Genomic DNA, 12,511 nt, shown 5'->3' on the forward strand with positions numbered 1-12,511 from the left:
TGTGCAGATTAAAATGACAAGAAAACTTGTATTTGGCGTATTATTGTTTAATTTTCGACTATGTGCACTTCATGTCTTTTTAAAACTTCGGGGTTTTTACCCATACAAGCTGAAACGCGCTTATAAGTAGTTTAGGACATCACCCAACGCCGGATTTTAAAATAGAGAGTGGAATAACTAGCTAACTTGGGATTTTATTGTCTTTTTTTTCTGCTTGGTAAATTTCTTAAATATTATAGCTTAGACTAGTTGCGTTTAAAAGCAGCTAAATTGCAGCGTTTAAGACATAAAAATACCAACACTAAAAATAAATACTGACCAGGGTTCCTTTTGCTTTTTTCTCTATTTGATAAATTTCTTAAATATCCTCTTGAATTTTATAGCTAACCAGCGTCACTCGCTAGAATGACATCATTGGACTACTTGGATGATATCACTTTGGGGCTTATATCACAATATTCATGCAGTTGTTTAACTGACGCTGGAATAATGCAAATTGCTAGGCCTGTAGTTTACATTTAAATTTTATTTTATATTATTGTAAGTATTACACAACTTTAGAGAACAATTATGGCCGTTATGCCGGATAAATGGATAAAAGAAAAAGCTGAAAACTTTAGAATGATAAAGCCTTTTGTGGATCACAAAAGCAGTAAAGGTGTTATATCTTTTGGACTATCATCTTATGGATATGATGCAAGAATTGGCAATAAATTCAAGATTTTTACTAACGTCAATTCAGCTGTGGTGGACCCTAAGAATTTTTCCAAGAATAGTTTTATAGATAAGGAAACAGATGTATGCATAATTCCGCCAAACAGCTTTGCACTTGCAAGTACAGTTGAATATTTTCTTATACCAAGGAATGTACTAGTTATTTGTGTTGGTAAATCAACCTATGCAAGGTGTGGAATTATAGTAAACGTTACCCCCCTTGAACCTGGATGGGAAGGTCACGTCACACTCGAATTCTCAAACACCACTCCACTTCCTGCAAAAATTTACGCTAATGAGGGAGCGTGTCAATTCGTGTTTTTAAGTGGTGAAAGCGAGTGCGAAAAATCATATGATGACATGAGAGGAAAGTATATGAAGCAGTGCGGCATTACTTTACCGCTGGTTAAGTGAATTGCTGTAAGAGTGATAGCTTCCACTACCACCCATAATTAGGTTTCATGTTGTCTTGCGCTATTGTGTTGCTCTATAGATAACATTCTATCATTACCAGATGATAGCATAGTTTGTACTAATTTACTTTGCATTAGCGCTCATTCTGCTTTTTGTATATCATCTCCTTCGCACGCACTGAAGCTAAATCCTATGTCTACCAGCTACACTACATGACAATCCCGCAGCAAAAGCAAAATCCTTTCGTTGATTAGTATCATATCCGAAAGCAATGCCGCCAACAGCAAAGTGACGATCATTTCCAGCTATTCGAACCACTGCTTTACCGTTTCATATATCATTATTGTTTATATCCTTCACTATAGCAGTCTGGTCCATAGTCTGCTTACCCTTTCTAGATATTACTTTGTTGCTGGTCGATTATGTGGTAGATTATTAGTTAATGGTTGGCATGAGTTGGCAGTTGGTTAATTCTGCTCTGTATTATCTTGTTTCCCTAACTTATTAACTTCTCCTTCAATAAGTTTGCTGTACTCTTCATCATTGTCCACCTTAACTTTATTTACTGTTTGATCTTGGTTATCTTCTATATTTGTGTTTTTTTGGTTGAATACGTCTTTATTGATAGCCAGAAAAATGATGAATGGTATAAGTGGAGTTACTAGATTTAGTACAATGCACAGAATTATAACCACAGCAGCAACAATATATATTAGAATTCTAGGCTAAACCTTTCACTACTTTAGACAATTTAGAGCCTTCCTTTTGAGCACTAGTAGCGCTCAAGAAGAGGTAGGTACAAGCAATTAGTGACCCAGTTATAGCATCGGGGACAATAATTGGAAAAAGCGAAAAAACATTGATTAGTTTTTTTCCAGAACTAGTTGGCTTATAGTTTTGACTAGCATTAATAATCCATTTTACACTAGATAAGACTCTTGTTACCGTTCTCTTCTAACATTTCAAGTTTCATTTCCACTACCAGCCTTTATAATAATACTGAACTATACTAGTATTCAATATAAAGTTAAGCAAATTTTGCATTTTTAGTTATCACAGATCCATAATAATATGACTCGCTGTGCGCTCTTCTTAAGAAAAGCTCTGATTAGTTACCATAAGTAACTGAATTTATTGGTTATTTTCTTGCCAAATGGATGCCAAAAAAAACTGTATTAATCTAAATAGTATATAAGGTTCAAAAAGTCTCGATTTTTTGATTCGAGCAAAGCTGCCTAAGTAGATAATGGATTAGGAAAAGAGGCTATATAAAAATATATTTAAAGTTTTGGTAGTAAATCTAACAATCCCGCCTGATTATAAAGTTATCTCTATGTCCTGCTGCAACGAGAAGTACTTTGCGTTTTGAAATATTCACATGATAGATAAGACGATATTTATCGAATCTTAGTCTTCCATATCCTCGTAATTTAGCACGTAATGGTTTACCGACTTTAGTTGGTTTAACTTTAAGCTCCTCTTCTATAGCTTTTTTAACAGCAGATTTTGTCTCTTCTGGCAGAGCTGGAAAATCCTTTTCAGCATACCTCTTTGAAAGCTCAATTTTGTAAATACTTCACCCCTGTTCTAAGTCTTCATACTTAATTGTTTCTGAGCCTGAAGCTTCACATTCCTTAACAATATCAGCTAATGCAATTTCCTTTACCTCACATTCTATCTCTTCTAAAATTAGCCTCTTTGCTAATTTTTGAACAGGCTCCTTGGTAACTTCAGCTAGTCTAGTAAGGTGTGTGAAGTTTTTCGATCAAGAGCTATGTTAATTCCTGAACCTGCCATAAGCTTTACCAAAGTCTATTACTGTAGTTAGTGTACAACATTTCTTTTAATTTTTCAATAAAGAAAGTGGATAAGGAGAAGGAGCTGTATAAAAATACATTTAATTGTCTACAGATATATTTATCTATCGTAGATAGTATCTCTATGTCCTATCTCTGTGACAATTACTGTGTATTTTGACTGACTTACTTGCAAACCAAGCGATAGTTACCTACTCTTAACCTCCTACGCCCTTTTAAACTATAATATAGTGGTTCACCAAGGTTTATTGGATCAACTGTAAATCGTTCATTTATTGCCTTTACGATCCCCACTTTATTGTTTTTTGGAAGATTTGGGAGACCTTCCCTGATAACTTTTCCTACGAAGATAATAGTGTATCCCAATCTACATCTTCACTTTTAATCACTTCCACGCCTTCAACATCACGCTCATCAGAGATTTTAGATACTAGAAAATCTTCTATTTCACGATCTACTGCTTCTCTAAATAGCCTTTCCGCTAGTTCTTGAGTAGTCTGCTTAGTGAGCACAACCAGTTTAGCAAAATGCTATAGAGTTTCTTTACTGAAAGCTACATTAGCGTTTGCCATAAGTTTTACTGAAGTCTATTACTATAGTTAGTATACAACATTTTCCTTTTAATTTTTCAATAAAGAAAATGGATCAGGAAAAGGGGTGTGTAGAAATACATTTAATGTTCACTACAGTAAATTCAATGTTGTCTTATCATAGAAGTTCTTTCTGTATCCTACTGAAGCAGTAATTATCTTATGTTCTGCATGTTTAGCGGTACACAACAGGCAATCTCTAGTCCTTAGGCTTCTCTATATTCTTTCAATTTTCCACTTAACAGCTTACCGACCTTAAATGGATTAGCTGCAATTTTATCCTCTATGAGTTTTCTTATTTTTTTTCTTATTTCTGGCGATAAGGGAAGAAAATCTTTTTTAAGAATTCTTCTCGGGTGCCAACATCATACTTCATAATTTATGGTTTTGCTTCTTGCGGATAATATGTACCCTAGTCTACATTCCCACTCCTAATCACCCACGCATCATGAGAATCAGTTTCCTTGATAATTCTAGAAAGCACGATATTTTCAATTTCACACTCAATTCCATCTATGACTAACCTTTTTGCTAGTTTTTCAACGGACTCTTTATTGAATGCAGCTAGCTGAGTATATGTAAAGCTTTTGAATTAAGGGTTATAACAACCTTTGAATCCGCCATGAGTTTTACCGAAGTCTATTACTATAATAATTCTACAATATCTTTCTGAATTTCTCAATAAAAAAAAGTTGTTAATATGCATAACAATTACATTAAAATACATACCATAGTAACTTTTGTTAGTGATACTCATAGCTGCAAAGTTAAAATTAGCTATGCCTCAAAACCCCCCCGGTATTTTCACGTACTAAGTTAACTATAGCACCTGATTCTTTTCGGATTTCCTCTTCGGTTAAAGTGTGAGTTGGAGAACAGAAAGTAACTGATAATGCTATGGACATCTTATTCGATTCCATATTATCCCTATGGTATACATCAAACACTAAAACCTCAGTGATGAGATCTGAACTTTTTTTCACCATATTGATTATATTACCTGCTGCTACATCTTTATTTACAATAAACGCAAAGTCGCGTTTTACACTTTGGTATTTATAATCGGTGAACTTTTTTCTACTTACAGGTAAATTTCTGATATCTTCTAATATCAACTCAAATCCTACAACTCTTTGCTTGATATCAAAAAAATCCAGTATGCTTGGATGCAGTTTCCCAAAATGACCAACTATTTTACTTCCAAAAGATAAGGTACCTGACTTTCCTGGGTGGTAATATTCTTTTTCTGCTCTCTCTATCGTTAAATTATCACAATCGACATTAAAGAATTCCAAAGCTGTTATAAGATCAGCCTTTGCGTCAAAAATATCTATTTTCCTGTCGATATTATAATGGTTTCTTGGCAAATTATTTCCTGACCTAATTCCACTTAAAACATACTTAGGCTGATTGAGACTATCGTACACTGGTCCAATCTCAAAAATTGCAAGATCAGACGTTCCATGGGCAATATTGTCTGCAGTAATTTGCAATAAATTTGGTATAACACTTGGCCTCATTATGTTAAAGTTGCTATTAAATGGATTGTCGATAACAAACAACTTATCTGAGTAACCAAGCTTTTCAGCTATTGATTCACTCATAAAAGACCAAGTAAACACTTCATAAAATCCTCTACTTGTCATTAAAATGCGCAAATCATCGTGCGCATTAGTTTCTGTCTCAATATTTCCTGTTAGTGGTTCTTCCTTTATTTTATCATAGCCATATATTCTCACTACCTCTTCCACTAGGTCAGCAGGTATGGCAACGTCTGGTCTCCAGCTTGGTACTTGTACACTCCAATTATTCTCAGTTTTTTTATCAATGCTAAATCCTAATTTTGTTAAAATATCAAATGTCTCGTCAGGCGATGCAGATACACTTCCAAACTTGTTTATGTCTTGATAGTTAAGGTTTATCTTGGTACTATTCCAGCATATTCTTTTCTGGATCCCAGTATCAGCTACTTGGATGACAGAGGTGTGCTCCTTATATAAATTGCCAGCAGACACCACACTTGAGGCTTCTCCACCACATAACTCTAAAATCATCCAAGCTGCAAGGCTTAGTCCATCAAGAGTGAATCCAGGGTCAACTGAACGTGCAAATCTGTAACTTGAATCTGTGGAGATGCCGAGCTGCCTTGAAGATTTAGTAGTAGAGATAGGGTCAAACCAAGCAGACTCTAAAAAGATATCTGTAGTCTCAAGCGTGCATTTGCTACACTTGCCACCTATAATTCCAGCAATTGCATGAATATTTTTATCATCAGAAATAACATTTATGTCTTTATTTAATAAGTATTCTTTATCGTTTAAATCAGTAAATTTTTCTCCGCTATTTGCTTTGCGTACTACAAGCTCTCCTTCTATCTTTTTTGCATCATATGCGTGCATTGGGCGGCCAAAAGATATCATAATATAATTAGTAATATCAACTATTGCAGAAGTGGAACGCATTCCTATCGATTGCAGCCTATCTTTTAGCCATTTTGGGCTTTCCCTATTTTTTACACTGGCAATGTATGTTCCACTAATAAAACTTTCTCCGTCAGTGACTTTGACATTTATAGAAGAATTCCTTTTCATCAAGGTAGCCAAAAACTGGGATTTATCTTGGATTCCAGAGTCAAGCGCTGGAATGACACCAAAGCAAGTTAAAGCCTTTAACGTTCCAATTCCAGTTGCTGCCAAATCGCGGGCTATTCCATAAACGCCTAGGCAGTCTCCGCGGTTTGGAGTAACGTTTATATCAATTACAGGATCACAATTGAAAAATTTGTCTCCTACTTTATAATCATCAGAAAGCTCAATTATTCCTTCACTTTCTTCTTGCACCAGCGCGAGTTCAGAAGCAGAGCAGAGCATTCCTTCACTTAGCACTCCTCGTATTTTTGTGGGCTTAATTGTAAAATCACTTTCTGGCAATGTGCTACCAAGAGACGCAAGTACAGTTTTCATGCCTCCTCTGACATTGCTTGCCCCACAAACTATCTGCAGGACTTTACTTCCATCGTCTACTTTACATAGTTTTAACTTATCAGCATTTGGATAGGGCACGACTTCTAATACTTTTGCAATAACAAACCCAGCCGATTTGGCATTATCGATTACATCTTCTACTTCCAACCCTATGTGAGTTAACTTATCGGTAATTTCTTCTAAACTAACATTGGTTTCTAAGTGTTCTAGCAACCAAGATAATGTGAATTTCATCGATCCCAAGAGAAACAAAAAAGCTATTGTAATATAAAATGTAGTGCTTTTAAAGTTTGTTGTAGTGGAATACTTCTACATCACGAGCAATGATGTAGAAATTATCGTAATTCTATATATCCTTGCGTAGCGAATTTGTCTTTCTCATGTCACCTTTGAAATCCACTTCTATGCAGAGTTTAGTATTCATATTGTGGTCATCTATATGGAAGTTACAAATGTAAGTATCAATAGTGAAGTTTCCTATTATATGATGGCTTTCATCTAGTATTTCGCTTTCCATATGATAATGGCCAGTGCCTTCGTTAAAGGAATGATCAGTCAATTTGATATACCCGTTGCCGAATTCCTGTTCTAGGTTTAGAGGTTGATTAATGTTGACAAAATCTATTTCATTCATGATATACCTTGCTAAAAAATTAAATTATAACTAAGGTAACATGTTAAGTCAAGTTGTTTAACAACTTTAACTATGGATTAGGAAATGAGTTTAGATAACTTTGTATGTAAACCTTTTGATTCTTGTTCTTTATCCTCTATAATTAAGCTTTTTGAATGAAGAAATGAAAATTCGTGTAGGGATTAACGGTCTTGGCAGAATAGGCAGAAGTGTATTGCGTGCTATTTTTGAAATAGAAAAATATAATAAGCAAGTAGAAGTTGTAGCAGTAAACGGGTCACTCAGTGCTGAGCAGCATGCACATTTGGTAAAATACGATTCCATTCATGGTAAATTCAGTGGTGATGTTGATTTCAACGAGTCTAAAAATTGGATTTCTATAAACGGCAGAAATTTTCTTCTATATAGAGAACGAAGCCCTGAGAATATCCCTTGGAATGTTGATGTAGTGCTTGAGTGCACAGGTGCATTTAACAGGTGTGTGGAAGCAGCAAAGCATAATGCGGCAAAAATAATTGTCTCTGCTCCAGTTTTAGATGCCGATGTAACTATAGTTTATGGTGTGAATAACGATATGCTCAAAAAAGAGCATAAAGTTATATCAGCTGGTTCTTGTACTACAAATTGCCTGGCTCCGATTGTGCAGGTTCTACACTCCAATTTAGGTATAAAAAGCGGCTTCATGACTACTATACATGCCTATACGAATGATCAGAATATTCTCGACGGTAATCACAGGGACTTACGTAGGGCAAGGGCTTGTGGTTTATCTATGATACCAACAACAACTGGAGCAGCAAAAACAATTGGTTCTGTCATTCCTAAGTTAAAAGGAAAGCTAGATGGCACTGCCATCAGAGTTCCGGTTAGCAATGTTTCTCTGGTTGATTTTAGATTTACAACTGACAAGAAAGCAACAGCTGAAGAAATAAATGAAATATTTGAGAATTCAACAAACGATGTGCTTTCCGTATGCAAGGAACCTTTAGTTTCAATAGACTTTGTTCATAACCCCTATAGTGCGATTGTAGATCTAGCCGGTACATACGCCACAGGTGATGTTTGTAGAGTTGCAGCGTGGTACGATAATGAATGGGCTTTTTCGCTAAGAATGTTAGACATAGCATTATTGTGCTATAATAGAGTATGAATAAGAACCCAAACAAATATGCTTCATTTTATGAGCACTTTGCAGAACTCAGGAGAAGGGTTATTTTTTGCTTTCTATTTTTTTGCATTACTTTTGGCTTTTGCTACTACTTTAAAGAAAATATATACCGTTTTTTACTTGCACCTTTAATAGAAGTTACAAAAGATAGCGATGATTTTTCTCTAATCTATACAGACTTAACAGAGGCGTTTTTTGTGTATCTCCGAGTTGCAGTAATGAGCGCGCTTTTATTTTCCTTTCCTGTGTTAGCATGGCAATTCTATGTGTTTTTAGCACCTGGCTTATACAAAAGCGAAAGGGCAGTGCTGTTGCCATATTTAATTGCAACGCCAGTTTTGTTTACAACGGGAGCTGCAGTAGTTTATTACTACATATTTCCTTTAGCCTGGAAGTTTTTTATTGCTTTCGAGCACAGCGGCAAATCTTTCGGTATACCAATAGAGTTTATGCCATCAGTCAGTGAATATTTAGACCTAGTTCTCCAATTCATGTTTGCGTTTGGTACTGCATTTCAAATTCCAGTCATACTCACATTAATGGTCAGGGTTGAGCTGCTTACCGCGCAAAGCTTGTCGAACAAGCGCAGAATTGCAACAGTGGTAATTTTTATTATTGCTGCAATCTTAACTCCACCTGACGTATTGAGCCAAGTAGGACTTGCTGTACCAATGTTGATTCTATACGAATTGTCCATTTTAGTTTGCAGATATATTGAGAAGAAGAAAACAAAGAGTAATGCTTGACGTTTGCATAACCATATAGCTTTTAACAGCGTGTTGGATTCGACAAAAACAAATCAGCTACTTGACAACCTTCGTAGTCCTTTTACCATATTATCATTGGTGTTTTAGGCTAAAATTTATCTTTAACCTTATATTAAGTGACAAAAGCACAATATAAAAGAAGACTTGTTATGTTTTATTTTTGCAGCAAGGGCCCTGCATGTTTTTATAAATTTTTGTTTACATTAGCTGGACCTTACTTATTAAGCGGTATAAGAGAAAACCGGACGCCAAGTTTTTGAGAGAATAGTAAACAACTCACATTGTGAAGTTTCTTTTGTCTTTTTTAATTAGCTAAAATTTTAACTAATCTCATTTTTTTTCATAAAAAAATGCTCAACAGGTTTTGACATTTCCCTTATCATAAAACTATAGGTATTTATAATCCCAAGTTCAGCTACTTGTCAAGCGTATAGAGCATTAACGCCAAGTTCTTAAATAGATATTAACTAGGCTTTTTTTTATTTGGCAAATTTCTTAATATTTATTGCCAAAGTAGCATCCTAGATTCCGGTGTAGGCTACTTGGATAATACCTTGTGTTTTAGGCAAAATCTGTTACAATATTTATCACACTGCCCTAGCAAACAACAAATGTATGCTTGACACTGGCATACAGTAAGCTTAACTCATTAGACATAAAAGGTTAGTATATTTACAGAATGGAAATAAATTACTAATAGTAAAAGACCTTACAAAGCGCATTAAAATGAAAGTAGTAAGTTTATATGCGAGAGTCTCATCGAAAAAGCAAGCACAAGAAGGCACAATAGGTAGCTAACTTGCTGACTTCAACAGTAGAATTGATAAGGATGGGTTCGAGCTGCTAAATGAATATAAATTCATCGATAATGGTTATAGCGGATCAAATTTAAAGCGACCTGGTTTATATATTTACTTGGTAAAGTAGTAGAAGGTAAAATTGGTAAAATTTACGTTCATTCGCCTGACCGTTTGTCACGTAAACATAAACATCTGATAACTTTATTTGAAAAGTTTCAAAAAGCAGGAGCAAAGGTAATCTTTTTGAACTGCCAGATAGATGATAGTCCAGAATCTAGACTACTAGATATACAAGGAATAGCAGCATAACACTTGCATTGGAAGATGATAGAACGAAATCTACTAGGGAAAACCCATGCAGCAAGAGAAGGTCGTGCAAGTATAATGAGCAATACTCCTTATGGTTACCGTTATGTAAAGCACATAGTGAGAGAGGAAGCAAGGTTTGAAATTAATTGAAGAGGAAGCAGAAATAGTGCTCAGACTGTTTGCGTGGGTAGGTCAAGAAAGAGTGACTTTAAGAGAAGCTGTACAACGACTGAAAGAGATGTGTATTATTACACCAAAGGGCAAAAGAGATTGGCATCCAAGTGCAATTAGTGGGATCTTGAGAAATCTTGCATACAAAGGGCAAACGGCATTTGGTAAAACGAAGGTAGGTCGAATAAAATAAAGAGGTAGTGTGGGAAATGCGCGAAACGAACTATTCCGTCTATCATAACAACCGAAAAAATTGGATTCATATAGCAATATAAGTATAATTGAAGAGAAATTATTTGATGCAGTACAAGAACAACTGGCTGAGAATAGGAAAAAAGCAAGAGTAAGGAATGGTAAAGAAACGTCTTTGCTACAAAGGCTCGTTGTATGTTGACATTGTTGATATACCTATCACAGTATAAAGAGTGGCGGTACTAAAAGAAGTTACTATCGTCGTAGTGGTTCGAACCTTTATTATTGTGATGAAATCGGAATATGTAGTAGTAAGTCAATTCGTACAGAAATATTCGAAACTCCTGTCTGGGAAGAAGTGAAAAGCTCATAAAAAAAGCCAGACAGAATTATAAAGAAGTATCAATATAGAATTCTAGAACATAGAAATGATAAACCATTAGATGAAACGTTTGAGAAATAGGAAGATAGGTTAAATAGAAGTATTGAAATACTCATTGATGGTTATACTTTAGAGTGCAATCTCGAGAAGAAAGAAATCGGGTTAAGTAGAGTATCGTAAGGCTCACTTACTATTATAACAAAGGGCACATGGATAAGGAATGTTTTAAGCTAAGAATGAGGGAGGTAAAGCAAGATTTGGAGAAAGTTAAAAAGCAGAAGGAAAAGATAAAAGATTAGGAAGTAGCACAACGGAAGTTAGGTAGTATTGCAAACAGCCTAAAGAGGTTTTCCTCTAGTATTAAACCAGAGCTTGATCAACTGTACTGGATAGCAGACGTAGTGTAATAAAGAAACTAGTCAAGAGAATTGAGGTTAGCCTTGATTGCATAGCCATAGTATTTCGAATAAAAGAGCTTGTTTACCCTTGCCCGAAATGGATGAAGTCAAAATATATAATATTGTCACGGGAGCTTTGGTACCTAAGCTATACAAATAGGTTCAGAATTTGCTGTTAGCTATTAGTTTTTTACCTAAAAAATTTGATCTTAAGACATATTTCAAATAAAAAAACTTGTCCAATTGTGCCTAAGATGGATAAAGTCAAAGTTTATAATATTGTCACGGGAGTTTAAAGCACGTTTTGACACAAAAATTGCATAGCTTGGTATAAACTTCATCGGCATAATATCTACATTACATTATCCTTATAGGATGCCGATAAAATGCAGATAATGCAACTTATGGACCTAGCAATCACAGACTTGAATTCTATAATATTTCATGTCACATTACTTAGGGATACTGGTAGTATTCACCTAAGAAATTTTAATAGCCTATATACATGTTAATCAGGATAGGTACCAGAGGAAGCAGTCTTGCTATTGCTCAAGCTTTAGAGGCAAAACAAAAGTTGCTGGACTCTTTTCCTGGTTTATCTGCTGAGATCATTAAAATAAAAACTTCTGGTGATAAGTATACCAATGCAAACCTCACCGAAATAGGAGGCAAAGGACTGTTCCTCAAAGAAATCGAGACTGAACTACTTGAGAGTAATGTAGATATGGCAGTTCATTCGTTGAAAGATGTCCCTGCATTTTTCTCGAAAGATTTAGCAATTCCTTGTGTCTTAGAGAGGTTAAGTCCATGCGATACGTTTATTTCTAATAAATATAATAGCCTTGAGTCTTTGCCGCAACGAGCATTGATTGCAACTTCCTCAATAAGAAGAAAAGTTCAGCTACTAAACTTCAGACCAGATCTAAATATAGTGCCACTTCGTGGAAATGTGACAACTAGATTGGAAAATCATAGTTTTGATGGAATAGTTCTAGCTGAAGCAGGGCTCATAAGGTTAAAGAAACATCACTTAGTTACAGAGGTATTACCACCAAAAATTATGTTAAGTGCAGTAGGGCAGGGAGCAATTTGCATTCAATGTCGAAAAAATGATGTAAAAATTATCGATCTTTTAGAGAAAATTAATAATAATATGTCTTTTATAAGGGCA

At 35.1% G+C, this 12,511-nt stretch carries 13 protein-coding genes; 7 read left to right on the top strand and 6 right to left on the bottom strand.

Annotated elements, in window-relative coordinates:
- Nucleotides 1–570: 570 nt before the first annotated feature.
- Nucleotides 571–1,128, top strand: a complete 558-nt coding sequence (dcd, locus tag IHO40_RS03820; protein WP_225536839.1) for a dCTP deaminase — start codon at nucleotides 571–573, stop codon at nucleotides 1,126–1,128.
- A gap of 183 nt (nucleotides 1,129–1,311) precedes the next feature.
- Here the strand turns inward: dcd and IHO40_RS05865 are convergent, their stop codons facing one another.
- From IHO40_RS05865 to IHO40_RS03845, 6 genes are all read right to left on the bottom strand, one after another.
- Complete coding sequence (locus tag IHO40_RS05865; protein WP_255585992.1) at nucleotides 1,312–1,446, bottom strand: hypothetical protein; 135 nt, start codon at nucleotides 1,444–1,446, stop codon at nucleotides 1,312–1,314.
- A 149-nt stretch (nucleotides 1,447–1,595) separates the two neighbouring features.
- A complete protein-coding gene (locus IHO40_RS03825) occupies nucleotides 1,596–1,823 on the bottom strand; it encodes a hypothetical protein (protein ID WP_225536840.1) in 228 nt (75 codons plus the stop codon).
- 605 nt (nucleotides 1,824–2,428) lie between these two features.
- Nucleotides 2,429–2,701: a type II toxin-antitoxin system RelE/ParE family toxin gene (locus tag IHO40_RS03830; protein ID WP_368666769.1), complete on the bottom strand. Its 273-nt coding sequence runs from the start codon at nucleotides 2,699–2,701 to the stop codon at nucleotides 2,429–2,431.
- Between the two features lie 585 nt (nucleotides 2,702–3,286).
- On the bottom strand, nucleotides 3,287–3,457 hold the full coding sequence (locus IHO40_RS03835; RefSeq protein ID WP_225536841.1) for a hypothetical protein: 171 nt from the start codon (nucleotides 3,455–3,457) through the stop codon (nucleotides 3,287–3,289).
- 851 nt (nucleotides 3,458–4,308) lie between these two features.
- A complete protein-coding gene (gene pheT, locus IHO40_RS03840) occupies nucleotides 4,309–6,753 on the bottom strand; it encodes a phenylalanine--tRNA ligase subunit beta (RefSeq protein ID WP_225536842.1) in 2,445 nt (814 codons plus the stop codon).
- Between the two features lie 112 nt (nucleotides 6,754–6,865).
- Nucleotides 6,866–7,153 (bottom strand): hypothetical protein, encoded by a 288-nt coding sequence (locus tag IHO40_RS03845; RefSeq protein WP_225536843.1) that lies wholly within the window; start codon nucleotides 7,151–7,153, stop codon nucleotides 6,866–6,868.
- 163 nt (nucleotides 7,154–7,316) lie between these two features.
- On the opposite strand from IHO40_RS03845, the gene gap reads away from it, so the two are divergent.
- The 6 genes from gap to hemC all read left to right on the top strand — a co-directional run.
- Complete coding sequence (gene gap, locus IHO40_RS03850; protein ID WP_225536844.1) at nucleotides 7,317–8,303, top strand: type I glyceraldehyde-3-phosphate dehydrogenase; 987 nt, start codon at nucleotides 7,317–7,319, stop codon at nucleotides 8,301–8,303.
- Nucleotides 8,300–9,067 carry a twin-arginine translocase subunit TatC gene (tatC, locus tag IHO40_RS03855; RefSeq protein WP_225536845.1) on the top strand — a complete coding sequence of 256 codons (768 nt, stop codon included), beginning with the start codon at nucleotides 8,300–8,302 and terminating at the stop codon, nucleotides 9,065–9,067. The genes gap and tatC overlap by 4 nt, the downstream gene beginning before the upstream one ends.
- A gap of 926 nt (nucleotides 9,068–9,993) precedes the next feature.
- On the top strand, nucleotides 9,994–10,197 hold the full coding sequence (locus IHO40_RS06090) for a recombinase family protein (protein WP_225536849.1): 204 nt from the start codon (nucleotides 9,994–9,996) through the stop codon (nucleotides 10,195–10,197).
- Between the two features lie 15 nt (nucleotides 10,198–10,212).
- Nucleotides 10,213–10,347, top strand: a complete 135-nt coding sequence (locus IHO40_RS05870; RefSeq protein WP_255585993.1) for a hypothetical protein — start codon at nucleotides 10,213–10,215, stop codon at nucleotides 10,345–10,347.
- The gene (locus tag IHO40_RS03865) at nucleotides 10,334–10,561 is read left to right on the top strand and encodes a recombinase family protein (RefSeq protein ID WP_225536846.1); all 228 of its coding nucleotides are present in this window, start codon (nucleotides 10,334–10,336) and stop codon (nucleotides 10,559–10,561) included. Before IHO40_RS05870 ends, IHO40_RS03865 begins: the two co-directional genes overlap by 14 nt.
- 1,284 nt (nucleotides 10,562–11,845) lie before the next feature.
- On the top strand, nucleotides 11,846–12,511 hold a 666-nt coding region (gene hemC, locus IHO40_RS03870; protein WP_225536847.1), incomplete at its 3' end, for a hydroxymethylbilane synthase.

The organism is Wolbachia endosymbiont of Mansonella ozzardi (genome assembly GCF_020278625.1).
GTDB lineage: Bacteria > Pseudomonadota > Alphaproteobacteria > Rickettsiales > Anaplasmataceae > Wolbachia.

Excerpts from the sequence above, each read along its gene's own strand:
- dcd (WP_225536839.1), top strand. The coding sequence starts at position 571 with ATGGCCGTTATGCCGGATAAATGGATAAAAGAAAAAGCTGAAAACTTT.
- pheT (WP_225536842.1), bottom strand. The coding sequence starts at position 6,753 with ATGAAATTCACATTATCTTGGTTGCTAGAACACTTAGAAACCAATGTT.
- IHO40_RS03845 (WP_225536843.1), bottom strand. The coding sequence starts at position 7,153 with ATGAATGAAATAGATTTTGTCAACATTAATCAACCTCTAAACCTAGAA.
- gap (WP_225536844.1), top strand. The coding sequence starts at position 7,317 with ATGAAAATTCGTGTAGGGATTAACGGTCTTGGCAGAATAGGCAGAAGT.
- tatC (WP_225536845.1), top strand. The coding sequence starts at position 8,300 with ATGAATAAGAACCCAAACAAATATGCTTCATTTTATGAGCACTTTGCA.
- IHO40_RS05870 (WP_255585993.1), top strand. The coding sequence starts at position 10,213 with ATGATAGAACGAAATCTACTAGGGAAAACCCATGCAGCAAGAGAAGGT.